We start from the raw sequence: 24481 nt of genomic DNA on the forward strand, positions 1-24481 counted from the left end.
CTCATCTAGATCGGAATATTTTTCAAATCCTTGTAAAAGTTTTTATGCTTTAATCAGAACAGATCATCTATCAGGATTTGAGCATGACAATCAGTATTCAAACTCGAGAAATTCAATATAACGCAGCCGATGGACAACGCTTAGTCGGTTATTTTGCAGCACCAAGCTCTCAAACACCGCATGCAGGTATCATCGTTGCACCCGAATGGTGGGGCCGAAATGAATATACTGAACAACGTGCTCGCGAACTGGCTGAACACGGTTATGCCGCACTAGCGATTGATATGTACGGCGACAAAAATGTCACCACAGATGCGAAACAAGCCTATGAATGGATGATGCAAACTTTTGCCGATGCAGACACCATCGTCAACCGTGCGCAAGCAGGTTTAGATACGCTTGCTGCCCAGCCTGAAGTGAATCCCACTCAACTGGCGGCGATTGGTTTTTGTTATGGCGGTAAAGTGGTTTTAGACTTAGCTCGCTCAGGTGCACCGCTTAAAGCAGTGGCGACTTTCCACGCCACATTGGCACCGAAAGCCCCCGCGGTCGAAGGTCAAATTCAGGGTGAGATTTTAGTTTTACATGGTGAGTTAGACAGCATGGTCACTTTGGATGATGTTGCCAGCTTCCGTGAAGAAATGCATGCGGCAAAAGTGGACCATGACGTCATCATTTTTGAAGATGCGAAGCACGGTTTTAGCAACCCATTGGCCGATGAGCGTGCCAAAGCCAATGGCGTAGACTTGGGCTATAACCCAGAAGCAGAAAGACAAGGGCTAGATGCAATGTATGACTTGCTAGAACGCAATCTCAGTGCTTAACTAGAGCTGAGAATTCAAATATTTGATTTTTCAGATCCAACAGGATACATAATTAGATTTTAGAGGAGATAACAATGACTGAGACCCACTGCCAATATTGTAATTTTGATGAATATGACGTGCTTGATAAAAATGACTTTGGGGTAATTTTGCCCGAACCCAATGCATTGTCTAAAGGTCACTGTGTCATTATCCCTCTACGTCATGTGAGCTCATTTTTTGACATTACCGACAAAGAACGTAAAAGTTTAATGTCTTTACTGGAACTGGCACGCAATGAACTCCAATTGCGTCATCAACCTTCAGGCTTTCATATTGGTTTTAATGACGGTGAAATATTTGGGAATGTGTCTGAACACTTACATATTCACATTATTCCACGCTACAAAGACCAAGAGCTAAAACTCGATGCACGTTGGGGCATGACGAAAGACTAAGTTTTTATGGTTTTAAATGGCGCGTAAGCGCCATTTTTTACGTGCAAAAAATCAGGCTCAGAAAAGACATTCAGTTATACTAAGCCGAATTTTTTGCTTGTGCCTCAGATGTCTCCTTTCTCTTTTTCAGATGCGTTACTGACTTGGTTCGATGTTCATGGTCGACATGATCTGCCATGGCAAGTGGCCGATGATCCCTACAAAGTCTGGGTGTCTGAAATTATGCTGCAACAGACCCAAGTCAAAACAGTGCTGCAATACTTCGAGCGTTTTATCGAACGCTTCCCAACGGTTGGAGCTTTAGGGACAGCATCATGGGATGAGGTCGCACCTTACTGGGCAGGTCTAGGCTACTATGCCCGCGCACGCAATCTGCATAAAGCCGCAGGGGTCGTGGCGCGCCAGGGGCATTTTCCTGAAACCTTGGAACAATGGATAGAACTGCCGGGCATTGGCCCATCTACCGCAGGCGCGTTGATGTCTTTAGGATTGCGCCAGTACGGCGTCATTATGGATGGCAACGTAAAACGCGTGCTCGCACGCTTTTTTGCCATTGAGGATGATCTAAGCAAACCTGTGCATGAACGCAGCATGTGGCAACTGGCCACTGAACTCTGTCCAACTGAACGTAACCACGACTATACCCAAGCTATCATGGATTTGGGGGCAACCGTCTGTACCCCTAAAAAACCGCTGTGTTTATACTGCCCAATGCAGCAACACTGTAAGGCCCATGCACAAGGGCTAGAAACTGAACTGCCTTTTAAGAAGCCCAAGAAAGCTGTACCTGTGAAGTCTGCCCAAGTTTTGGTGCTGCGTCATCACAATCAATGGCTGTGGCAACAGCGTCCCAATAGTGGACTGTGGGGCGGTTTATGGTGTTTACCTATTTTTGAAAATCGTGATGAACTCACGCAACTGTGCCAAAGTCTAGGACTGAAACAAGTCTCGCAACGCGCTGAAATTTCGCATAGTTTCACCCATTTCACTTGGAAACTGGAAGCGCTTTGCTTTGAAGTCGATGCCGATCAGCTCGAACATTTAAGTATAGAATTGGCCAGCACATGGCTAGACATACAAAACGTCACAGAAATGGGCATCCCAACTGCGATGAAAAAATTGATCTCGGCAATTCAACTGTGACATAGTTGGGTGATCCATTGGGTTCACCCTGACACTTTAAAATTAGATCACTGAAATAATAAAGGATTGTTCGTGCGTAATTGTTTGCCCCGCCTTTCTGCGCTTGCCAGTTTAAGTTTTGTGATTCTGTTTCTCGCAGCTTGCCGTACCACGCCACCTGCGCCGAGTGGAAGCCAATTACCTGCCTCACAGGTCCAACAGCTGAAAAACATGCGTTTAGCTCAGCAGCTGCCTGTACCCGTTCAAGGCATTAAACGTCATGGACTCACAGATACTTGGGGGGCGTCTCGCAGTAGCGGACGGACGCATGAAGGCATCGACATTCTGGCTCCACGTGGAACAAAAGTTTTTTCTGCCACAGAAGGGCTCGTCGCAGACTTACGCAATAACAATTTGGGTGGTAAAGTGGTTTGGATTATGGGGCCAGCAGGCACTTGGCATTACTACGCTCATCTTGATGACCATAAACGCGGCTTAAGTGTCGGCGACTATGTCAAAAAAGGCGACCTGATTGGCTATGTCGGCAACACCGGCAATGCACGGCACACAGCCCCACATTTGCATTATGGACTTTATTTACAAGGTAAAGGCCGTGGTGCAGTAAATCCCTATCCTTATTTACGTTAACTTTAGGAATTTTTCATGTCAGAAGCGTTGATCAACCGTCTGGTCGAATTTGCTGAATCAGGCAATCAACAAAAAATCATCTTGGCTGGGCAAAATCACCAAGGTTGGATCATGGAAATTACCGAAGATGCGCTTTTAATCAGCACTGGATTTGCTGAAAAAACAGGAAAAGATGTTTGGATTAACTTTTCCGACCTCGAACACGCCCAATTGTTTTATTGGGACAATCAACACGACCAATGGGCACCTTTTACCCTATAAAAAGATCAGGAGCATGTTCATGACCACTCAACGCTGCGGATGGTGCTCCTCAGACCCACTTTACATCGACTACCATGATCATGAGTGGGGTAAACCACTACATGATGAAAAGCAGTTATTTGCGATGCTCTGCCTCGAAGGTCAACAAGCGGGGCTGTCATGGATTACTGTTCTGAAAAAGCGTGAACATTATCATCGCCAGTTTTTTCAATATTCCATTGAACAGATTGCGGCTTTAAGTGATACAGACTTAGCCGAAAAAGTCCAAGATATCGGCTTAATTCGCCATATCGGGAAGCTGACCGCCATTCGTGACAATGCGATTGCATGGCAAGCCCTGAAACAACAAGGCATCAACCCCGTTGAGTGGCTCTGGAACTTTGTCGAACAACACGCAGTCAACAATGATATCCCTGACTACCGTACAGCGCCTGCACAGACACCTCAAAGCCAAAATATGTCTAAAACCCTAAAAAAACAGGGCTTTAAATTTGTCGGGCCGACCACCTGCTATGCCTTTATGCAAGCAGTTGGTATGGTCAATGATCACGAAAATAGCTGTCATTTTAAATAAAAGTACATAAAAAACAGGAAAATAAGGATATAGAATATGACGGATAATACCATTCGTGCCTATGCGGCAATGCAAGCAGGCGCAGCGTTACAACCCTATCAATTCGATGCGGGTGAACTGCAACCACATCAGGTCGAAGTCCAAGTCGAATATTGTGGATTGTGCCATTCCGATGTTTCGGTCATTAACAATGAATGGAACTCTTCGGTCTATCCCGTTGTCGCTGGTCATGAAATTATTGGCACCATCAGTCGCCTAGGCTCCGAAGCCAAAGGGCTTAAACTTGGACAGCGCGTCGGTATTGGCTGGACGGCAGAAAGCTGCCAACACTGTGACCCCTGTGTATCGGGTCAACAAGTACTCTGTACAGGTGGGTCAACAGCAACCATCGTCGGTCATGCAGGTGGCTTTGCCGATAAAGTTCGCGCCGGTTGGCAGTGGATTATTCCTTTACCTGAAGAGCTAGATCCTGAGTCAGCGGGTCCTTTATTGTGTGGCGGTATTACCGTTTTTGATCCAATTTTAAAACACCAAATTCAAGCCATTCACCATGTTGGCGTGATTGGCATCGGTGGTTTAGGGCATATGGCTATTAAGTTACTTCGAGGATGGGGCTGTGAAATTACGGCGTTTACCTCGAACCTCGACAAAACGGAAGAACTCAAGGCCATGGGTGCAGATCATGTGGTGAATAGCCGTGATGTGGATGCGCTTAAAACCCAGCGAGGCAAATTCGATTTATTGCTCAGTACGGTGAATGTCACGCTCAATTGGCCTGCCTATATTAGTACACTGGCACCGAATGGCACGATCCATCTTCTAGGCTTGCCTCTGGAGCCCATCAAATTAAATGCAGGTAGTCTAATTGGTGGAGCAAAGTCTATCACGGGTTCACCCACTGGCTCACCTGCGGCATTACGTCAGCTACTCAAATTCGCTGCACGTAAAAACATTGCGCCACAAATTGAACTGTATCCTATGTCGCAGTTGAATGAAGCACTGGAACGGTTACATTCTGGAAAAGCCCGTTATCGTATCGTTCTCAAAGCCGATTTTTAATCCATAAGCGCCTCAAAACAGGCGCTTTTTATACCGCTTGTTTGACCAACGTCGAACTACTGAGTTGCGCTTTCACCCAATCGGCCAACAAGGTGACTGCCGCGCGAATATCTGTTGAAATTTCATGACCTGCATTGAGGCGGATACAGTTTTTATAGCGCTGCCCTTCACCAAAGACTTCTCCTGGCACTATATTGATGCCATGCTGCTGAGCAAAATAGTACATATCTAAACCGTCAATACACTCTGGCAGCTGTAACCACAGTGCATAGCCGCCTAAGGGCTGGTTGATACGTAACTCAACTCCGATAAAGGCATGCTGAATCATGTGTCGGTATTGCTCAACTTGCTGTTTCAAAATCGGCTTTAACTGCTGTAAATGCTCCCGATAAGCACGACTATAAATGAGATCGGCCAGGGCCAACTGCAAGGGTGTATTCACTGTGATATTTTGCATCAATAACGTAGCCTTCAAATGCGCTAAGCGCTGCGGAATACAGAACCAACCTACCCGATACGCAGTTGAAAGTGATTTGGAAACCGAACCACAGAAAATCACATAACCGTGCTGATCCCAATACTTAATCGGCAGCGGACGACTCGAGCTGAAACTACATTCACCATAAATATCATCCTCAATTACATAACATTGATAGCGCGCCGCCAGTTGTGCAATTTTTTCTTTTTCTGCATTGCTTAAGCAAAACCCCAAGGGATTTTGATAATTGGCCGTGAGTAAGCACGCTTTTGCGCCTGAACTTTGCATGACCTGCTCTAAACGTTCAAGATCAAAGCCTTGAGTATCGGCTGGAATTTCAATAATTTTTCGCTTTAACCCCGCCAGCATTTGCAACTGACCATTAAAATTTGGGGTCGGTACAATTACGCTGTCGCCTTCCTTGCTGAGGTGTTGGATCATCACCGACAACGCAGGCATACAGCCATTGCTAATGTAGATATCATCCTGCGAAATATAAAAGCCATCTTCAGCCCAATGCTCAGACAAGGCCTGCCGCAAGCGAATATGGCCCTGCTTATCGCTATATAAAAAATCTTCAGGTTGGCTGTGTTTTAAGGCACGTTGAATGGAACGGCGGAGCGCTTCTACAGGCACATGTTTTGGCGAAAGCTGAATCGCTCCCAAATGGATTAGACGGCTATTAATGGAAGACTGTTGAATTTCCAGCTGTAGCTCTAAATTAGAAATATCACGGGCTTGAGACTGAAAATCAGGATGCTGCGGTACAGGAATAGATGGGCTGGTATTTTTCTGATAACTGACAAAATAGCCCGACTTATTTTTCACATGAATATACCCCTGCGACTCGAGTAATTCATAACAGCTCTTGGCAGTATTCAAACTGACCTTTTGTAAGTTGGCAAACTGGCGTAACGACAACAGCTTTTGCCCTGCGGGTAATTCAGCATTTTGAATTTTTTCAAGCAACTGTGCAGCCAAGCTTTGATACTGAAATGCCATTCATCTGTACCTATTTTTTTAACTTTTATGTATCTGTATCCATTATGCCAACAGAATTATGCTTCTGTCATTCGTTCACAACCATAAATAGGCACTTTTATGAAAAAAATAATCATATCTCTCTTTTGCTTATTGAGCTTATCGGCTTGCCAACCGCCACATATTTCGCAGCAGGTACAGCAGCAGCATTTTATTTGTAAAGCACTGATTGAAGGGTTTCTGAAAACGCAAAATTCAACTGATTATCAATTTTTAAGTTTAGCGCCGAGCTTGACTGAAACCTCGACCCAACGAACTTATCAATATCGGTTGAACAATGAACGTGAAATGCAGATGAACTTGCCCCGCCAGAAAAATTTACAGTTTCAATGTGACCAAAGTAGTGCTGAAAACTTCAAGATCTCGCTCGCTGGTGAAGGACATGCCATGCTTAGTTTAATCCAGTTAGACCTGCCTAAGGCTTCAACCTTAGAGCTGCTGAACGCTTATCAACAGCCTTAAGTTTTAAAACATAAAAAAGCCTACATTGCAGGCTTCTTCGTCTTTAAAATTAACGTAAGGCAGCTGGTAAATGGGCAGGAGTGTCTTCTTGTTCCAGCAATTGATTTTTCATTTTTTGCAGCATTTGATAGGGTTGTTGTTGGACAAACATATTCACGAACTTCAGTGGTATCGATCCCTCAGGGTTAGCATAACCTGAGGTCGAAACCTTGACTTTATTTGATCCCAGTTTCTGAAAAGTCCAATCGCCCTCATAATGATTGAGGCGCACATAATCTGGATTTTTAAGGATGTTTTTATCAATCGCTTTATTTTTAATGCTAATGATGCCCTGACTATCCTTGGTCATTTTCCCCTGCACCACTAAGTCGCGGTCTTTTAAAGGAAAAGGAAAATCGAGAACCATATACAGTTGAAACTCGCCTTTTTTATCATCGCGCGACAAAACTTTCACACTGCCCATATATGGTACCCATTTCACCGCATGGTCAACATCTAAGATCAGTGACACTGCTTTTTCAATCGGCACATCAAACGTGGTTTCAGCCTTATATAAAAAGACTGGGTTTTGCGCATTTTGATAGGTCCAAACTTTAATATTATTTTTATGAATACTGAGTTTGGCTTGATCCATAGGTTTGGCCTGTGCTGTCGTCATCACGGCAACAACACAAGCCATATATATGACTTTTTTCATTCTATTCTTCGTCTTATTTTAGTTTTTTATCTTGTTTTTATGGCGAATGAAGCAGGTTTTTAAACTTGAATGTCGTTAAAACCCAGTACATCTTTCATGTCATATTTACGTGCTTCACGTCCTACCACCCAAGCCGCAGCACGTACCGCACCCGAAGCAAAGTTCATACGGTTGGTCGCTTTATGAGTAATTTCAACACGCTCACCATCAGCAATAAACATCGCCGTATGTTCACCGACAATGTCGCCGCCACGAATGGTTTGGAAACCAATACTTTGACGCTCACGTGGTCCTGTATGACCTTCACGGCAATACACTGCATCGGTTTTCAAGTCACGCCCTAAAGCACCCGCAATCGCCTCACCCATCATCAACGCTGTGCCTGATGGTGCATCGACTTTATGACGGTGATGCGCTTCAATCACTTCAATATCCACTGTGTCGCCAAAGACTTTAGACGCCAATTCCAATAGTTTAATCGAAACGTTGACCCCCACAGAATAGTTGGCTGCATAGACCACAGGTGTTTGAGTCGCAGAGTCATCCAAATAAGCTTTTTGTTCGTCATTCATGCCCGTGGTGCCAATGACAATGGCCACCCCAGCTTCACGACAAATTTTTAAATGCTGAACGGTCGCTACTGGTGCAGTGAAATCAATGATCACATCACAATCTTTCACTACCGCTTCCAGACTACCCACCACCTTCACGCCAAGGCTGCCAATACCTGCAAGCTCACCTGCATCTGTACCAACCAGTGAGCTTTCAGGGCGTTCCACTGCCGCAGCCAGTTGATAGCCTGCTTCATGTACCGCTTGAATAAGGATGCGACCCATACGACCGCCGGCACCTAAGACACCAATGCGTGGAGCTGCTGACATAACATATTCCTAATCTAGCTTCAAAATTGCTCTTACTATAGCAAAACTGATTGCCCAGACTAAGGTTTGTTGGGCATTTTCATCGAAAAAATCGCTTTATTTTCAAACATGATTTCTCCAGCTTTTCACAAATTTGCAATCAATCTTACGCAGACTAGGTTCGCGTTTAAAAACAACTTTAAAATGAGGAAAATAGAATGAAAGCCAAGGTACTTTTTCTAGCGATGGCGTTTGGGGGCAGTTGGGCACAAGTTCAGGCTGAACCCGCTGTTCAAGCGGGCGACACCTTAGAAAGTTTGTCACAGGTAAAGATCACCACCAGCACACACCCTAAAGTACAGGCCGAACAACAAGTACCAGCCGCTGCACCTATGGCTGAAGAAATGGTGTCGGTTGAAGAGATCGATCAACCTGAGCTGCCAGCAGAAGCACAATAACATAAAAAAAAGCGGGAAAATATTCCCGCTCTTTTCAACATCAATTTAGACCTACCGTATTCAATTAATCAAACAGTCGGTCAAAGAAAGACTTTTTCTTTGGTGATGATTTGTGATCATCTCCATCTAAAGTTTCTTGTAACTCTTTCAACAGTTCACGTTGACGTGCTGTTAAGTTGACTGGTGTTTCAATCACGATACGGCAGAGTAAGTCACCCTGCATGCTGGTGCGTACAGGTTTAACCCCTTTGCCACGTAAACGGAACATTTTACCCGTTTGTGTACCTTCAGGAATTTTCAAACTCACACGACCTTCAAGTGTCGGGATTTCAATTTCTTTACCCAAAGCGGCATCGGCAATGCTCACAGGGACATCCATATACAGGTCTGCACCATCACGTTGGAAGATTTCGTGCTCACGCACTACTACTTCTACGTACAAGTCGCCTGACTGACCATCACGAATCGCTTCGCCTTTACCCGTTAAACGAACGCGGTCACCGTTGTCGACGCCCGCAGGAATTGTCACTTCTAAGGTTTGTTGACGGTCTTTAACGCCTGAACCATGACAAGTATTACATGGGTTCTTAATGATCTTACCCTGACCGCGACAAGTGCTACAGGTCTGCTGTACAGAGAAGAAACCTTGCTGCATGCGAACCTGACCTGCACCATGGCAAGTTTTACAGGTTTCAACATCGTTCGGGTTTTTAGAGCCTTTACCGTCACAGGTTTCACACGGTGCTGGTGCAGTAAAGGTAATGGTTTTTTTCACCCCTCTTACTGCTTCTTCCAACGTCAGTTCCATCACATAACGTAAGTCAGAACCACGACGTGCACGCTGTTGACCACGACCACCGCCGCCACCAAATGCGCCACCGAAAATGTCACCGAATTGACTGAAAATGTCTTCTGCGCTGAAACCACCACCGAAGCCGCCTCCGCCGCCCATACCACCTTCAAAGGCTTGATGCCCCATACGGTCATACATGCTGCGCTTTTCGCTATCCGATAAAATTTCATAAGCTTCAGCCGCTTCTTTAAATTTCTCTTCAGCTTCAGCATTGTCAGGGTTGCGGTCCGGATGATATTTCATCGCCAACTTACGGTAGGCTTTTTTAATTTCATCATCACTAGCGGTTTTAGCAACACCTAAAACCTCATAATAATCACGTTTAGCCATGTCTGGCGATGCTCCTCACGGAATTTATTTAATACTCAACTGTGGTCTGAAATTGGGTTCAAACCAAGTTTTACAAGGGGGTGTTTGAAAAAAATCAGTAGAATTAGAAAACTGCTTTATTTTTCAAAAATTTAGACAGGCCTTTAAACCACGCATTTAGAAGGAAGAGAAATGCAATACAGCTAAAAACCACACCTGCAACCGTGCATCCAGTCACCCACAATGCACTGTCCCAAGTGCAGAAAATAAGAGGAATAAACCACAACGCTGCAAATAACGCCAAAATGCTATAAATTACAATATTGCGCATGACCCAAAGTGCTTGCGCTTGTAACCATACTTCAGCATGATCAATTTGCGTGACTTTTCGGGCATACCAGTAAGAAAATGCGCCGCTAATCACAGTAAACAAAGCCAAAAACATGAAGACATAAGAAATCGCGATAGATCGGCGATACTTGGTTACATTGTCTTGCATCATGCGTTTAACCCCATTTGCCACATCGTTTATTTTTTAATGTGTAGCAAAAAACTGCTTTATAAAAATGCCATAAATTTCAGGTGCTACTATATTGAAATTTTCAACGTTTCGCACCTGATATTGGCATAAATTTACAGCTTATGGCTAATTTTTTTTACTTTAAACCACTGCGCGTACAAGGCCGGTAAAAAGAACAGGGTTAATAGCGTCGCCACAATCAGTCCGCCCATGATCGCAACGGCCATAGGTCCAAAGAAAATACTTCTAGACAATGGGATCATCGCCAGAACTGCTGCCAATGCCGTCAGCACAATTGGACGACAACGTCGCACCGTCGCATCGATGATTGCATCCCATGATTCATGCCCCGCTTGAATGTCTTGCTCAATCTGATCAATCAAGATCAGTGAATTGCGCATGATCATGCCCGACAAGGCAATGGTGCCCAACATCGCAACAAAGCCAAAAGGTTTATTGAACAGTAGTAGGAACAACACCACGCCGATCAAACCTAAAGGTGCGGTGAGCAAGACAATCGTGGCACGAGACATACTGCGCAGTTGAATCATCAGCAAAGTCATGACCACGGCCAAGAACAAAGGCATGCCCGCTGCGACCGATTTACCCCCACGTGCAGACTCCTCCACTGTGCCGCCGACTTCAACCAAATAACCATTCGGCAGTTCCGCACGCAGCTGATTCATCTGTTCGGCCATTTCATCCACCACAGTGGCCGGCTGTAACTTGGTCCGAATATCTGCACGTACCGTAATAGTCGGTAGGCGGTTACGATGCCAAATCAAACCTTCTTCGAAGCTATACGCAATTTTGGCAATTTGTGCCAACGGTACTGTTCCGCCATTTGAAGTTGGAACGGCAAGGCTCGCCAGTGATGCCACTTCAACCCGCTCGGCTTGATCACCGCGTAAACGGATTTCAATCAGCTCACGTTTCTCACGGTACTGGTTAATGGTGGCACCCGAAATTGAGCTGTTCAAGAAATTGGCCAAATCTAAACTCGACACCCCCATTTGGCGGGCACGGTCTTGGTCAATCTCTAAATTGATCATCTTGCTTGGTTCACCCCAGTCCAAATGCACATTAGTGGTGTTGGGGTTAGCACTCAGCATCGCTGCGACTTTATCTGCCCAAGCACGCACTTGAGTTAAGTCTTCACCCGACACGCGATATTGAAGTGGATAACCGACAGGTGGGCCATTTTCAAGTAAAGAGACGCGAGTACGCACATCGGGCAATAACTGGCGGATTTGGGTATCTAAGGATTTACGAATTTCATTGCGATCATCTAATGAAGATGCCAAGACCACAAACTGAGCAAAGCTGGCTTGCGGTAGCTGCTGATCGAGCGGTAAATAAAAACGTGGCGAGCCTGTGCCCACATATGCCACATAATTATCTATGCCTTCTTGCTTCGACAGGAACTGTTCAACTTTTTTCACCGCATTTTCAGTTGCCGTTAAAGATGCACCTTCTTCAAGCTTTAAGTCGACCAAAATTTCGGCACGATTTGAAGGCGGGAAAAACTGCTGTGGTACTAACTTAAACATCAACACCGAGAGCACAAAAATAGCCACCGTCGTAGCAATGACCGTTTTGCGATAGGTCACACACAGATCGACCCAACGGCGAAAACCTTGATAGAACTTGGTTTGATAAGGATCGTGATGCTCACCTGCATGATGTACCATCGGCTGAGGTTCTGTCTGTTTGCGCAAACGTGCCCACAGACGACTATACCACGGCGCTTTTTGAATCAGCTCTTTATTAAAATCGGGTAAGAGTTTGTCACCCAAATAAGGGACAAACAACACCGCTGCAAACCATGACACAATTAAGGCAATGGTCACCACTTGGAAAATAGAGCGAGTGTATTCACCTGTACTGGACGCTGCCGTGGCAATCGGTAAAAAGCCCGCAGCGGTAATCAAAGTTCCTGTCAACATTGGGAAAGCCGTCGTTCGCCACGCATGCCCTGCTGCTTGTAGTCGACTATAGCCTTGCTCCATTTTGATCGCCATCATTTCCACGGCAATAATAGCGTCATCGACCAAGAGGCCCAGCGCTAAAATCAGGGCACCCAAAGAAATTTTATGGAGACCGACATCAAAAATATTCATGCCTGCAAAAGTCATGGCTAGGACCAATGGAATGGAGAATGCCACCACCAGTCCAGTACGGAAACCCAGCGAGAAAAAGCTAACCAGCAATACAATAATCACCGCTTCAGCCAAAACTTTCATGAACTCGTTGACACTACGCTTCACCGCCACAGGCTGGTCTGAAACTTTCTTCAGCTCCATACCTAAAGGCAAAGTTTTTTGCAGCTTGGAAAACTCGGTTTCTAGGTTTTTACCCAAAGCCAAGATGTCGCCACCTTTACGCATTGACACCGCAATACCAATGCCATTTTCCCCCATAAAGCGCATACGGGGTTGAGCTGGTTCACTAAAGCCACGATACACATCAGCCACATCGCTAAGCTGGATGGTTTTTCCATTGACCAATAAAGGCATACGTTGCAGTTCTTCAACGCTCTTAATTTGCCCTGTGACTCGGAGTTGAATACGATCCGACTCTGTTTCAAAAAAGCCTGCACTGGCCATGGTATTTTGCTGTTGCAGGGCTTGTTGTACCGCTGTTACAGGAATGCCTAACTGCGCCGATTTGGTGTTGGAAATTTCAATCCAAATCTTTTGATCTTGCAGCCCAACCAAGTTGACCTTGGCGACATCTTTGACGCGTTGCAGTTGTAACTGTAAACGGTCGGCATATTCTTTCATCACCGCATAATCAAAATCTTTACCGGTCAGCACATAAATGTTGCCGAAAGTATCGCCAAACTCATCATTAAAGAATGGTCCTTGTACCCCATTGGGCAGCTGATGTTTGATGTCTCCAACCTTCTTGCGTACGTCATACCACACATCCGGTATCTCACTGGAGCGCATGGCATCTCGTGCCACAAAAGTCACCATCGACTCGCCGGGTCTGGAGTAGGCCATAATGCGCTCATACTTACCCGTGGTCATCAGCTCTTTTTCAATACGGTCGGTCACCTGTTCAGACACCTCACGCGCCGTTGCACCCGGCCAATAGGTCTGTACCACCATCACTTTAAAGGTAAAAGGTGGGTCTTCGCTTTGTGCAAGTTTGGAATAAGACACCACACCCACGATGCCCAGTAACAACATCAAATAAAGGACCAAGCCCTTATTCTTTAAGGCCCATTCCGACAGGTTATAGTTCATGCTTAACTCCCTGTCGCAATCTTGACCGTTTTATTGTCACGGCTAATCGGTTGAATTTTTTGTTTTTCACGCAGTAAATGCACCCCACCCACCACGACATAGTCCTTTGGCTGTAAACCTGAACGAATGGTAACGCTGTCTCGACCATACCCCCCCACGCTGACAGGGACTTTACGAATGCTGTTGTCAGCATTCACCACCCAAACATAGGCATTTTTACCTGCAGCGGAAACACTGGCTAACGGTACACTCAACACATTGCTTTCAGTTGAACTGAAAAACACCCGTGCACTCTGTCCCAGCTGGATCGTATTTTGTCCTTCACGCAAAGCCACTTTGACACTAAAGGTACGTGACTGATCTGCGGCAGGCGAAATTTCACGGACATAGGCAGCAAAACGTTCATCGGGTTTAGACCACAAAGTGACTAGGGCATCTTGTCCAACTTTAATCTGAGCAATGGCTTGTTCAGGCACACCAATTACCACTTCACGATCACCTGAAATGGCCAACTGAAAAGCCGGTTGTCCTGCTGAAATCACCTGTCCAATTTCAATATTACGCTCGGTAATCACACCGTTTTTATTGGCGATCAGTTGGTTATAACTGGTTTGGTTTTGCGTAACGTTATAATTGGCTTGTGCTTGTTTCAAGCTCGATAGTGCGGCTTTATATTGATTTTCAACGCTGTCGTACTGTGAACGACTCACTGCATTACTCGGTAATAATTGCTTAAAGCGTTTGAGTTCATCCTGCGCATTTTTTTCAGCCGCTTGTGCACTTTCAAACTGTGCTTTGGCTGCATTGAGTTCTAACTGGGCATCTTGTACATCTAAGCGTGCTAAAACTTGTCCAACTTTGACTTGGTCTCCCACATCGACCAGACGTTCCGTGACCTGTCCCCCCACACGAAAAGACAGTGCCGTTTGTTGGCGGGCTTGCACTTCGCCTGCATAGCTTTTTTGTTCTAGATGCGTGGTATTCGGTTGGCTCACCATTACCAAAGGCACCGACTCTGGTTCGGTCGTGTCTTTGCTACATCCCCACAAGGTGATACTACACACCACCATCATACTTGCCACAAGGGTCTGAATTTTGCTCATGAAGTCTGCTCTTCTTCCATAACCACCAATTAATCAGGCACAATATCCAGACTTAACTTGGTTATTTTTTAATTAATATACTGTGTAGTACACTAATTAAAGATATGCTCAGATGTAAATGACTTTTTGAACTTTTTTTTAGGAAAATGTGTGCAAGCTTCAGCAGGACGTCCCAAGGATTTAGAAAAACGGCAACGTATTTTGGAGGTGGCACGTCAGTTGTTTTTACAACATGGCTACCACGGCTCCAGCATGGATCATATTGCCAAGGAAGCACATGTCACCAAACTTACGGTGTATAACCATTTTCAGGACAAAGCCAATCTGTTCAGTTGTGCAATTGAGGAAACCTGTGAAAAGCTGATGCTGGGTCGTTCATTTCAATTGCAATGTGCCGAAGACTTTGTGCCCATGCTCGAACAGATCTGTGCATTATCAATGCATATTATTAACCTGCCTGAGGCCATCAAGCTGGAGCACCTACTATTGCAGCTAGCCGCTGAACAAAACCCATTGCTAGAGAACTTCTATAAAGCCTCTCACCTCAAAATGCGGGCGATTTGGGAACAGTTCTTTGACCAAGCCCAAGCCTTGGGCGTTCTTCAATTTGAACAGGTCAATGAGGTCATCACCTTATTAATGTCTTTGCTGTTTGGATATCGCCACCAAGAAATGTTACTGGGGATGAATGAAGTGCCCAATGCCAAACAACGCGAGCAACTGATTCAAGAAGCCATTGCGATTTTTTTATTAAAATACCACATACAAAAACCGTAAGATTCAGTTAATTAGTTTCAGTTTTTTGACATTAAATTCAAGCACTTGCCATCAATAACCACCTTTATTTTAAAACAATCGCTTGCCCTAAGTAGTTCATTTGCTTCTAAATTCAGCAATTAATCCCCTACTTTTGTCTGCCCCTACTTGGATTGTCATCGAATCGGGGTATAGTCAAATTAAGAACAACGAGGGAATAATAATCATGATTCAACAAATTGATGCTCCACTACGTGAAGATGTCCGATTACTCGGCAACCTATTGGGTGAAACCCTCAAGGAGCATGCAGGACAAGATTTGTTTAATCAGGTCGAGCAAATTCGGGCCTTATCCAAAGGGGCACGGGATGGTCAAGTTGAAGCCGAAAAGCAGCTGGAACAACTGTTTTTCAGCCTTGAAGATGATGAAATTCTGCCGCTGACGCGTGCCTTTACCCACTTTTTGAACTTTGCCAATATTGCGGAGCAATACCATGTGGTCCGTAGCCGTCGTCAAAGTGAATTTGATGAGACCGCACCCTCTCCCAATCCGCTCGACCACCTCTTTGCTAAATTTAAAAATAACGACATTTCAACCGATACGCTGTTCCAGCAAATCTGTGATTTAAATATTGAACTGGTTCTGACCGCTCACCCCACTGAAGTTAGCCGCCGTACCCTGATCCAAAAATATGATGGTATCAACGATGCCTTATTTAAAATGGATCAGCAAAAACTGACCCCTCGTGAGCGCCAAACAGTCCTTGAAGACTTAAAACAACTGATCTGTTCGGCGTGGCAGACCGATGAAATTCGTCAACACCGTCCAACCCCAGTCGATGAAGCAAAATGGGGTTTCACCACCATTGAGCAAACCTTATGGAATGCCGTACCGAAGTTCATGCGTGAACTAGACGACATGGTGATTGAGCACTGTGGGCAACATCTGCCTTTACATGTGGCGCCTGTACGTTTCGCTTCATGGATGGGTGGTGACCGTGACGGCAACCCGAATGTGACACACAACATTACTCAAGAAGTCCTCTGGCTATCGCGTTGGAAAGCGGCCGATCTTTACTTACGTGACATTGAAGACTTGCGTTGGGAACTGTCGATTCAAAGCTGTAGCGATGAACTGCGTCAAGCCTTGGGCCAAGACCATCCTGAACCCTACCGTGAATATTTACGTGATACTCGCGAACGGCTGAAAGCTACGCGCCATTGGCTCGCCGAAAAACTGCGCGGTGCCGATGCCGATGACAGCTTGGTGATTAAAGCCAAAGAGGAACTGCTCCAGCCTTTACTGCTGTGTTATCACTCTTTGATTGCCAGCAATCTGCCTGAAATTGCCAATGGGAAACTACTGGACTTTATCCATCGGGTGAACTGTTTCGGGATTGAACTGCTAAAACTGGATATTCGCCAAGAATCAGGACGTCATCGCCAAGCGATTTCAGCCATTACTGAATATTTGGGTCTGGGTAATTTTGAAACGTGGACCGAACAAGCACGTCAAAACTTCTTATTGCAAGAGCTACAAAGCAAACGTCCACTGTTGCCCAAGCATTTAAATGAACCTGCGCAAAGCTTAATTGAACAACCTGAAGTACAAGAAGTGTTTGCCACCATGCGTACTTTGGCGGCACAGCCTCAAGAAAGTTTAGGTGCCTACATTATTTCGATGGCTGAATATCCAAGTGATGTGCTGGCGGTACTGCTTTTGCAAAAAGAAGCAGGCATCCAACATCCACTACGTGTGGTGCCATTGTTTGAAACATTGAAAGACTTAGATGGCGCCGCAGCCACCATGAATACCCTATTCAATATGCATTGGTATAAACAGCATATTCAGGGCAAACATGAAGTGATGATTGGCTACTCAGACTCGGCAAAAGATGCAGGTTTTATGTCAGCCAATTGGGCACAGTACCGTGCGCAAGAAGAATTAACCGCAATTGCGAAAACGCATGGTGTACAACTCACACTCTTTCATGGTCGTGGCGGTTCCATCAGCCGTGGCGGTGCACCAACGCAACAAGCCCTGTTTTCACAGCCACCCGGTTCGATTTCAGGTGCAATTCGAGTCACTGAACAAGGTGAAATGATTCGCTTCAAGTTTGGCCTAGAAGGCATTGCACTGCAAAACTTAGAGATTTATACCGCAGCCACTTTAGAAGCCACTTTACTTCCACCGCCCGTCCCAAAACCTGAGTGGCGCGAGTTGATGCACAGCATGACCGATTTGTCGGTACAGGTGTATCGTCAAACCGTGCGAGAAAACCCGCACTTCGTAAAGTACTTACGTACCGTCACGCCAGAGCTTGAACTGCAAATGCTACCGCTTGGCTCACGCCCAGCAAAACGTAAAGTCACTGGCGGCATTGAGTCCTTACGTGCTATTCCTTGGGTATTTGCGTGGACCCAGATTCGTTTGATGCTACCCGCTTGGCTAGGTACAGGCGCAGCAATTAACCAAGTGATTGATCAAGGACATAAAGCCACCTTAGATGAAATGCTGGAGGCATGGCCGTATTTCCAAACCCTGATTGATATGTTGGAAATGGTGCTATCAAAGTCTGATGCTCATGTGGCGCTGTATTATGAGTCGCACCTGACCGATGATGAAGACTTGAAAGTGCTCGGTGAACATCTACGTCAGCGCTTAAAGTATGCGGTGCAAACCCTCTTGGCGCTTAAAGGTGAGTCTAAACTCCTGAGCAGTAACGAAGTTTTAGATCAGTCGATGAGAGTACGCAAACCGTATTTATTGCCTCTGCATTTACTCCAAGCAGAGTTAATGAAACGTCGCCGCCGCTACCTAGAAGAGCGTCAGGAAACAAATACACCTGTAGATCATGCACTTATGGTAAGTATCGCCGGCATTGCAGCAGGTCTTCGTAACACAGGATAAAGTTTTAAGCCCGCTCCATTTAAAGCACATCAGCATGATGTGCTTTTTTATTGAACGCATGGTCAAACTTTTTATAATTTTTTTATCAATCCATTCATAAATATTTATGAATGGGCGATTGGCTAAATTTACCAATTAAACCTTGATTTATCATTATTTTTAAAAATAAAAAGTTTTACCATGCGGTAAAAAGTTCTGAAAAGTCATAAGATTAGTTTGAACAATTTTTTGTATCACTGATTAAATCTTCTAAAAAACAAGAGTATGATGTGCACAATTTATCTTTAGAGTGCTCAAAAAATGTCCAATTGGTTTCCCAAATGGCGCCCGTACGAAGGCAATATCGATGCACGTCCTGTTGGCACAAGTGAATACCTCCCTGCTTCACAAAGTGCAATTTTAGGTGTTCAGCATGCCTTTGCCATGTTTGGAGCAACGGTTCTTGCACCTTTCTTGATGGGCTTCGATCCAAACCTTGCAATTTTAATGTCAGGGATTTGTACCATTTTGTTCTTTATTATGACGGGTGGCCGTGTTCCGAGCTATTTAGGTTCAAGTTTTGCCTTTATTGGGGTCGTGATTGCAGCAACGGGCTATACCGCATCGGGCACAGGCGCACTCAATCCCAATTTAGCCATGGCGGGTGGCGGTATTATTGCCTGCGGTGTGCTATATACCTTGTTTGGTTTTATGGTCATGGCAACGGGTACCAAGTGGATTGAAAAACTGATGCCACCTGTGGTGACAGGTGCTGTGGTGATGATTATCGGTCTAAACCTTGCACCAGTCACAGTTAAAGGCGTTGCGGGCAATACCTTTAATATGTGGATGGCACTGGTTACCGTGTTATGTATGGGCTCGATTGCAGTTTTTACCCGTGGCTTATTGCAACGTCTCTTACTATTAATTGGTTTGTTACTTTCTTACTTGGTCTACTTTATTGTGACCAATGTCATGGGCTATGGCACAGCGATTAATTTTGCCCCGATTCAACAAGCCGCTTGGTTTGGTTTGCCGACTTTTCATGCACCTGAATTTAATGCCAATGCCATGATGATCATTGCACCGATTGCTTTGATATTGGTGGCAGAAAACCTCGGTCACATCAAAGCCGTGAGTGCGATGACTGGTGAAAACCTTGATCCGCACATTGGTAAAGCATTTGTTGCCGATGGTGTCGCAACGACATTAGCAGGGGGTGTCGGTGCACCAGGCATGACCACCTATGGTGAAAACATTGGAGTCATGGCAGTCACACGAGTTTACTCGACCATCATTTTTGCCATCGCAGGTGTGTTTGCCATTTTCTTAGGCCTGTCACCAAAGTTTGGTGCCATCATCCATACCATTCCGACCGCGATTTTAACCGGTGCATCGATTGTGGTCTTTGGTTTGATTACCATCGCAGGTGCTAAAATCTGGATTGAAAACAAAGTCGATTTTTCACAAAACAAAAACCTGATGGTCGCTGCAGTCACCATCATTTTAGGTACAGGTGATTTTGCCTTACAAATTGGTAACTTTAACTTGGGTGGTATTGGTACTGCTACGTTTGCAGCGCTGTTCTTGAACTGGTTCTTCAGCTTAGGGCAAAAAGATTAATCTGCCTGATATTTTGATTATCCATTGTTGATCGCAGCCTTCGGGCTGCTTTTTTTGCTCTGATACTCTGGCTCCGATTTACACATATCACGATGCTAAAGGATGTCTCAAAACACAAAAAGGACTAAGATAAAGCAACATTTTCCGCTTTGACCCTGCCATGCGCCTTGATTTTTTTGATCTGCAATTGTTTATCAATATCCTGAGTACAGGCAGTCTGACCAAGGGTGCAGAACGTTCCGCCATTTCTTTACAGGCCGCCAGTGAACGGATTAAAAAATTAGAACACCATTTTGAAGTCAGTTTATTTACCCGCCATGCAACCGGGGTGAAAGCGACCCTTGCTGGACAAACCTTTGCGGAACATGCGCAGCACTTACTGCAACAACAGCAGCAATTACAACAGGCCATGTTGCCCTTTGCCCACAGTGCAACGAGCAACATTATATTGTGGTGCAATTCATCGGCACAGAGTGAGTACTTACCGCACTTGCTGCCGCAGTATTTAATGGAAAATCCGAAGATTCATATTGAATTGAAAGAAGCCGAAACCAATGACATCATTCAGGCCCTCAGCACAGGCACGGCACAGTTGGGACTGATCTCCGGTTTTTTTGATGCAGGGCAGCTTGAAACCCAAGAGTTTGCTGAAGACCCGTTGGTACTGATCTGCCCAAGCCAGCATCCACTTGCCACTGCGGCACAACTGGAACTGGGTGAATTATTGCAACATCCGTTTGTGGGCCTCATGCAATATCACTCCTTACAACAGTCAATAGAAGCTCAAGCCAAACGCTTAGGCTGTGACATCCACTATCGTCTACGGGTGCCGAACTTTGCCGCGATTGCCCAAGTCGTTGCCAATGGCGTCGGCATTGCGATTATTCCCAAGCGGGCAGCCCTGCGTTTAAAAGCACAGTATGATTTTCAACAAATTGAACTTTTAGGCAAATGGGCCAACCGCAAGTTGCTGTTAGCAGCCCGGTGTTTTGATCAGCTCCCCGCAGATTATCAACGCTTTAGTCAATTCCTCTTGAGCCAACATGACCAACTCATTCTGCATTAAAGCCAACCCAGTTGATGTAAAACCATATAACTGCCAAATAGCACTAGGCCCACAAAGAACACCTTACGAAAGGCTTGCTCAGGGATGCGGTAGCGAATTTTGGTGCCCAACCACATTCCGAGCAATGCAGGAAGCAGTGCGATCAACGACAGTTGATAGTCAATGGGAGTGTCTTCAACAGGATTTAGATGTAAATACACGGCCAAACATAAAGTTGAAACGGTAAAGGCAAGGCCGAGTGATTGTACCAAATCATCCCGTTTCAAATGCAAGGACTGCAAATACGGTACCACGGGAATCACCACCACTCCTGTCGCCACCGTCAAAGCACCGCCCAAATAGCCCATGATCGGTGATAAATATTTTTCATACGGGGCTAAGTTGGGCATATTTTTGGAAAACAAACCATATAGACCATAAATGGCCAGCATCCCGCCCAACAGCGCTTCACTTTGAAATTCGCCATGTCCAAGTGTAGGAAAAACACTCCAAACTGAACCAATGATCATGCCCACCAGCAACGGCCAAAAGCGTTGTACCAATCGCAGTACACGCCCTTCTGCAAACAATTGCCAAAAGTTCGTGACCATGGAAGGGATAATCAGCAAAGTTGCCGCTTGAAATGGGCTAATCACCAAAGATAAAAGTCCCATCGACACGGCGGGCAGGCCTAAGCCAATGGTGCCCTTAATCATGCCTGCGACAGCAAAAACAAAAATAACAAAAGCAAGCATGACGCTTCTCTCTAAACACTTAGCGCCATGCTATAAAATTTAAATCTGGGCTCATATCACTGTTTTTAGAAGTAAGCCTCAATCAAAGATTGAGGCTTACTGGAAAGAATGGTCTGGACTCAACTTTTATTGAATCCGGATGTGATGCGGTGTAATTCTGCTTAGTATTTGAAATTTAGGCTGAAGCGGAAAGTACGTGGATCGCCCCAATTGACCAATTGCGCATTTGGTGTGGTTCCGACTAAATACTCTTTATCAAACAGGTTTTTTACACTGAACTTTGCGCCCCAATTTTTCGCTTCATAACCGGCACTGACGTCGTACAGCGTATAGCTCGATAGCGGTACATAATCAGTCCCACGTTGTGCTGTACGCTCGCCTTGATAATTCGCACTGGCACCAATATTCCAGCCCAGTTGTTCATCTGCAAAGAAGTATTGGGTTGATAAAGAGGCGGCATTTTTAGGCACATGGTTAATTCGCTTGCCAATATCGCTGCTTGTTTCACTGTCAGTAATTTTTGCAGTTGGAATATAACTATAGGTTGCGGTCAGGTTCCATTGATCAGTTAGAGCAGCTGATAATTCTGTTTCAAAGCCCTTTGTGACTTGCTCACCTGTTTGAATTGAAAAATTCCCTGAAGCATCTGTTTCTGTGACATTCTGACGAGTTAAATCATAATAAGCCACATAGCCTTGCAGTCTTTGATTCAACCCTTGGAATTTAACCCCAACTTCAGCTTGTTTCCCTTCTTCTGGATCAAGCAACGAACCATTTTCACCAGAATCAGTCACCGGCATAAATGAGGTTGCATAACTGATATATGGTGCAAACATATCATTGATACGGTACATCACCGATGCACTACCCGTAAAAGCATTATCTGAATTTTTAGTTGTTGTATTTGTTAGGATATTGTCAATTTCAACTTGAGTCCAGTCATGGCGTCCAGAGAGCCCAATAATCCAGTCATCATCAATTTTAATGGTGTTTCTTAAATACAAACCTGCATATTGGCTATAGGTGATTTCTTCCGTTGGCACACCTACTTTTTTGATACTTATATTTCCATAACTTGGATTATTTACATCAAAATCATTGATCGTATCTGTTCGACGATAATAATCACTACGCTCACGCATCATATCTAAACCAACCATTACATCATAGTTTATATGCTCGAAATTGAAATTTCGCTGTAAATTATTGTCTAAGGTATAATTCACATCTTGCTTATCTTGATTATTAATTGCACGTTTAATTGTAGGTAATACACTTCGACCAGATGCTAAAATCGAATCCCCCAATGTCTCAGTTTTAGTCACAGCAAAGTTTTGTTTAAAAGTCCAAGCATTATCAAAATAATGCGCATAGTTCGAACCTAAACGATAAACATCAATGTCATAACCATAGTCAGGATCGCCAAAGAACAGACTATGTGAATATTTCTTATAATTTCCACCACTATATGGAATACCCTGTTGACGGACATATTCACGGCGCTGGTAACTGGCGATGACAGACAAATCATCTTTGTCGCCTAAGTCAAAATTATAAGACGGCGCAATATAATAATTTTTAAAATAAACATAATCTGTTGGATCATCCTGATCAGACACTCTCCCAACAACACGAAACGCCCCTTTTTCGCTATCATTTGGCGCATAGTTGATATCAAATGTGCCATCTACAAAGGCATTGCTGCCATAGCTCACACTGCCCCGAGAAAAAGTTTCAGCTTCAGGACGCTTGGTGGTTAAGTTAACTAAGCCGCCCGGCAAGGCAAAGCCAAAACCAGTCGATGTCGGCCCTTTCACCACTTCAATCGACTGTAAACCACTGATGTCTTCTGAACGTAGGGCATTATCAGAAGTTTGAATACGCAAGCCATCGACATAGGTCTGTGCGCTGGAAACCTGCCCACGAATAATAAAGTCATCCCAACCACGGCGACCATACTGTCCTGCGGTGACCCCCGCTACACCCTGCAAGGCTTCAGACAGTGTTTTCGCTTGTTTCTGTTCGAGTTGTTTTTCACTAATCACGCTGATCGATTGCGCAGTTTCAAACAGCGGTGCATCGGAACGTAAAACAGCTGATGCAGTTTTTGCTGCATATGCCGCTTTTTCATCTGCATCTTGGGCTTCAAATTGCAAAGTCGGTAAAACTTGGGATGATGCTGTTTCCAGTGTCTCGCCCTGAGCAAATGCTGCTGTAGTCATCACGGCCAGAATGGATAAGCTCAAAGAAGAAATATGAAAACGCATAACATCAATCAACAGACAGAAAGAATGCCAATTATAATCATTTTCATTTGGAAGCCTATTTATTAATAAAATTTAACAATGAATTTAATTGTTAAACCTCATTAACATTATTAATAAGCACTTCAATGACTCAGCCTAAAAACACCATCGGCTTTGGACTTCATGTGTCATTGGACTGTTTTAATTAA

22 protein-coding genes are annotated in these 24481 nt (G+C 44.8%); 13 read left to right on the forward strand and 9 right to left on the reverse strand.

Features of this window, described 5'->3' with window-relative positions; all coding sequences use genetic code 11:
- The first annotated feature begins 83 nt into the window (after positions 1-83).
- The 7 genes from GVX98_RS16335 to GVX98_RS16365 all read left to right on the forward strand — a co-directional run bounded on the left by GVX98_RS16335 (position 84) and on the right by GVX98_RS16365 (position 4925).
- Complete coding sequence (locus GVX98_RS16335) at positions 84-824, forward strand: dienelactone hydrolase family protein (protein WP_159128674.1); 741 nt, start codon at positions 84-86, stop codon at positions 822-824.
- A 74-nt stretch (positions 825-898) separates the two neighbouring features.
- On the forward strand, positions 899-1261 hold the full coding sequence (locus GVX98_RS16340; protein WP_004691832.1) for an HIT family protein: 363 nt from the start codon (positions 899-901) through the stop codon (positions 1259-1261).
- A 108-nt stretch (positions 1262-1369) separates the two neighbouring features.
- Positions 1370-2404 (forward strand): A/G-specific adenine glycosylase, encoded by a 1035-nt coding sequence (gene mutY / locus GVX98_RS16345; RefSeq protein ID WP_159128675.1) that lies wholly within the window; start codon positions 1370-1372, stop codon positions 2402-2404.
- Between the two features lie 84 nt (positions 2405-2488).
- Entirely contained in the window at positions 2489-3031 is a 543-nt protein-coding gene (locus GVX98_RS16350) for a M23 family metallopeptidase (protein WP_171503382.1), read from the forward strand.
- Between the two features lie 15 nt (positions 3032-3046).
- Entirely contained in the window at positions 3047-3292 is a 246-nt protein-coding gene (locus GVX98_RS16355) for a hypothetical protein (protein ID WP_004691836.1), read from the forward strand.
- Positions 3293-3311: 19 nt separating this feature from the next.
- Complete coding sequence (locus tag GVX98_RS16360) at positions 3312-3866, forward strand: DNA-3-methyladenine glycosylase I (RefSeq protein WP_159128677.1); 555 nt, start codon at positions 3312-3314, stop codon at positions 3864-3866.
- Positions 3867-3902: 36 nt separating this feature from the next.
- Positions 3903-4925 (forward strand): NAD(P)-dependent alcohol dehydrogenase, encoded by a 1023-nt coding sequence (locus GVX98_RS16365; RefSeq protein WP_005401446.1) that lies wholly within the window; start codon positions 3903-3905, stop codon positions 4923-4925.
- Positions 4926-4953: 28 nt separating this feature from the next.
- On the opposite strand, the gene GVX98_RS16370 is transcribed toward GVX98_RS16365, so the two are convergent.
- Positions 4954-6405 carry a PLP-dependent aminotransferase family protein gene (locus tag GVX98_RS16370; RefSeq protein ID WP_159128678.1) on the reverse strand — a complete coding sequence of 484 codons (1452 nt, stop codon included), beginning with the start codon at positions 6403-6405 and terminating at the stop codon, positions 4954-4956.
- 99 nt (positions 6406-6504) lie between these two features.
- Here GVX98_RS16370 and GVX98_RS16375 point away from each other — a divergent pair, with 99 nt between their 5' ends.
- Entirely contained in the window at positions 6505-6906 is a 402-nt protein-coding gene (locus tag GVX98_RS16375; RefSeq protein ID WP_159128679.1) for a hypothetical protein, read from the forward strand.
- Positions 6907-6955: 49 nt separating this feature from the next.
- Here the strand turns inward: GVX98_RS16375 and GVX98_RS16380 are convergent, their stop codons facing one another.
- Both GVX98_RS16380 and dapB read right to left on the reverse strand, forming a co-directional pair.
- A complete protein-coding gene (locus GVX98_RS16380; protein WP_078425141.1) occupies positions 6956-7603 on the reverse strand; it encodes an START domain-containing protein in 648 nt (215 codons plus the stop codon).
- Positions 7604-7662: 59 nt separating this feature from the next.
- Positions 7663-8484: a 4-hydroxy-tetrahydrodipicolinate reductase gene (gene dapB / locus GVX98_RS16385; RefSeq protein WP_062031806.1), complete on the reverse strand. Its 822-nt coding sequence runs from the start codon at positions 8482-8484 to the stop codon at positions 7663-7665.
- A 197-nt stretch (positions 8485-8681) separates the two neighbouring features.
- On the opposite strand from dapB, the gene GVX98_RS16390 reads away from it, so the two are divergent.
- Entirely contained in the window at positions 8682-8921 is a 240-nt protein-coding gene (locus tag GVX98_RS16390; RefSeq protein ID WP_159128680.1) for a hypothetical protein, read from the forward strand.
- 64 nt (positions 8922-8985) lie between these two features.
- Here GVX98_RS16390 and dnaJ read toward each other — a convergent pair whose 3' ends face one another.
- From dnaJ to GVX98_RS16410, 4 genes are all read right to left on the reverse strand, one after another.
- On the reverse strand, positions 8986-10104 hold the full coding sequence (gene dnaJ / locus GVX98_RS16395; protein WP_004978425.1) for a molecular chaperone DnaJ: 1119 nt from the start codon (positions 10102-10104) through the stop codon (positions 8986-8988).
- Between the two features lie 103 nt (positions 10105-10207).
- Positions 10208-10585 (reverse strand): hypothetical protein, encoded by a 378-nt coding sequence (locus GVX98_RS16400; protein WP_159128681.1) that lies wholly within the window; start codon positions 10583-10585, stop codon positions 10208-10210.
- A gap of 131 nt (positions 10586-10716) precedes the next feature.
- Positions 10717-13854, reverse strand: coding sequence for an efflux RND transporter permease subunit (locus tag GVX98_RS16405; protein ID WP_159128682.1), 3138 nt, complete (start codon positions 13852-13854; stop codon positions 10717-10719).
- Positions 13855-13856: 2 nt separating this feature from the next.
- A complete protein-coding gene (locus tag GVX98_RS16410) occupies positions 13857-14957 on the reverse strand; it encodes an efflux RND transporter periplasmic adaptor subunit (RefSeq protein WP_159128683.1) in 1101 nt (366 codons plus the stop codon).
- Between the two features lie 150 nt (positions 14958-15107).
- On the opposite strand from GVX98_RS16410, the gene GVX98_RS16415 reads away from it, so the two are divergent.
- The 4 genes from GVX98_RS16415 to GVX98_RS16430 all read left to right on the forward strand — a co-directional run bounded on the left by GVX98_RS16415 (position 15108) and on the right by GVX98_RS16430 (position 21292).
- Positions 15108-15734 carry a TetR/AcrR family transcriptional regulator gene (locus GVX98_RS16415; protein ID WP_159128684.1) on the forward strand — a complete coding sequence of 209 codons (627 nt, stop codon included), beginning with the start codon at positions 15108-15110 and terminating at the stop codon, positions 15732-15734.
- Between the two features lie 205 nt (positions 15735-15939).
- Positions 15940-18624, forward strand: coding sequence for a phosphoenolpyruvate carboxylase (gene ppc, locus GVX98_RS16420; RefSeq protein ID WP_159128685.1), 2685 nt, complete (start codon positions 15940-15942; stop codon positions 18622-18624).
- A gap of 300 nt (positions 18625-18924) precedes the next feature.
- Positions 18925-20226 carry a solute carrier family 23 protein gene (locus GVX98_RS16425; protein WP_159128686.1) on the forward strand — a complete coding sequence of 434 codons (1302 nt, stop codon included), beginning with the start codon at positions 18925-18927 and terminating at the stop codon, positions 20224-20226.
- 160 nt (positions 20227-20386) lie between these two features.
- Positions 20387-21292 (forward strand): LysR family transcriptional regulator, encoded by a 906-nt coding sequence (locus GVX98_RS16430; protein WP_159128687.1) that lies wholly within the window; start codon positions 20387-20389, stop codon positions 21290-21292.
- On the opposite strand, the gene GVX98_RS16435 is transcribed toward GVX98_RS16430, so the two are convergent.
- Both GVX98_RS16435 and GVX98_RS16440 read right to left on the reverse strand, forming a co-directional pair.
- Positions 21289-22026 carry a sulfite exporter TauE/SafE family protein gene (locus GVX98_RS16435; protein WP_159128688.1) on the reverse strand — a complete coding sequence of 246 codons (738 nt, stop codon included), beginning with the start codon at positions 22024-22026 and terminating at the stop codon, positions 21289-21291. The genes GVX98_RS16430 and GVX98_RS16435 overlap by 4 nt on opposite strands.
- A 161-nt stretch (positions 22027-22187) precedes the next feature.
- A complete protein-coding gene (locus GVX98_RS16440) occupies positions 22188-24293 on the reverse strand; it encodes a TonB-dependent siderophore receptor (RefSeq protein ID WP_159128689.1) in 2106 nt (701 codons plus the stop codon).
- Positions 24294-24481: the final 188 nt, after the last annotated feature.

Source organism: Acinetobacter sp. 8I-beige (assembly GCF_902505955.1).
GTDB classification, from domain to species: Bacteria; Pseudomonadota; Gammaproteobacteria; order Pseudomonadales; family Moraxellaceae; genus Acinetobacter; species Acinetobacter johnsonii.

Excerpts from the sequence above, each read along its gene's own strand:
- GVX98_RS16335 (WP_159128674.1), top strand. The coding sequence starts at position 84 with ATGACAATCAGTATTCAAACTCGAGAAATTCAATATAACGCAGCCGAT.
- GVX98_RS16340 (WP_004691832.1), top strand. The coding sequence starts at position 899 with ATGACTGAGACCCACTGCCAATATTGTAATTTTGATGAATATGACGTG.
- mutY (WP_159128675.1), top strand. The coding sequence starts at position 1,370 with ATGTCTCCTTTCTCTTTTTCAGATGCGTTACTGACTTGGTTCGATGTT.
- GVX98_RS16355 (WP_004691836.1), top strand. The coding sequence starts at position 3,047 with ATGTCAGAAGCGTTGATCAACCGTCTGGTCGAATTTGCTGAATCAGGC.
- GVX98_RS16360 (WP_159128677.1), top strand. The coding sequence starts at position 3,312 with ATGACCACTCAACGCTGCGGATGGTGCTCCTCAGACCCACTTTACATC.
- GVX98_RS16365 (WP_005401446.1), top strand. The coding sequence starts at position 3,903 with ATGACGGATAATACCATTCGTGCCTATGCGGCAATGCAAGCAGGCGCA.
- GVX98_RS16370 (WP_159128678.1), bottom strand. The coding sequence starts at position 6,405 with ATGGCATTTCAGTATCAAAGCTTGGCTGCACAGTTGCTTGAAAAAATT.
- GVX98_RS16375 (WP_159128679.1), top strand. The coding sequence starts at position 6,505 with ATGAAAAAAATAATCATATCTCTCTTTTGCTTATTGAGCTTATCGGCT.
- GVX98_RS16380 (WP_078425141.1), bottom strand. The coding sequence starts at position 7,603 with ATGAAAAAAGTCATATATATGGCTTGTGTTGTTGCCGTGATGACGACA.
- dapB (WP_062031806.1), bottom strand. The coding sequence starts at position 8,484 with ATGTCAGCAGCTCCACGCATTGGTGTCTTAGGTGCCGGCGGTCGTATG.
- GVX98_RS16390 (WP_159128680.1), top strand. The coding sequence starts at position 8,682 with ATGAAAGCCAAGGTACTTTTTCTAGCGATGGCGTTTGGGGGCAGTTGG.
- dnaJ (WP_004978425.1), bottom strand. The coding sequence starts at position 10,104 with ATGGCTAAACGTGATTATTATGAGGTTTTAGGTGTTGCTAAAACCGCT.
- GVX98_RS16400 (WP_159128681.1), bottom strand. The coding sequence starts at position 10,585 with ATGATGCAAGACAATGTAACCAAGTATCGCCGATCTATCGCGATTTCT.
- GVX98_RS16405 (WP_159128682.1), bottom strand. The coding sequence starts at position 13,854 with ATGAACTATAACCTGTCGGAATGGGCCTTAAAGAATAAGGGCTTGGTC.
- GVX98_RS16410 (WP_159128683.1), bottom strand. The coding sequence starts at position 14,957 with ATGAGCAAAATTCAGACCCTTGTGGCAAGTATGATGGTGGTGTGTAGT.
- ppc (WP_159128685.1), top strand. The coding sequence starts at position 15,940 with ATGATTCAACAAATTGATGCTCCACTACGTGAAGATGTCCGATTACTC.
- GVX98_RS16425 (WP_159128686.1), top strand. The coding sequence starts at position 18,925 with ATGTCCAATTGGTTTCCCAAATGGCGCCCGTACGAAGGCAATATCGAT.
- GVX98_RS16430 (WP_159128687.1), top strand. The coding sequence starts at position 20,387 with ATGCGCCTTGATTTTTTTGATCTGCAATTGTTTATCAATATCCTGAGT.
- GVX98_RS16435 (WP_159128688.1), bottom strand. The coding sequence starts at position 22,026 with ATGCTTGCTTTTGTTATTTTTGTTTTTGCTGTCGCAGGCATGATTAAG.
- GVX98_RS16440 (WP_159128689.1), bottom strand. The coding sequence starts at position 24,293 with ATGCGTTTTCATATTTCTTCTTTGAGCTTATCCATTCTGGCCGTGATG.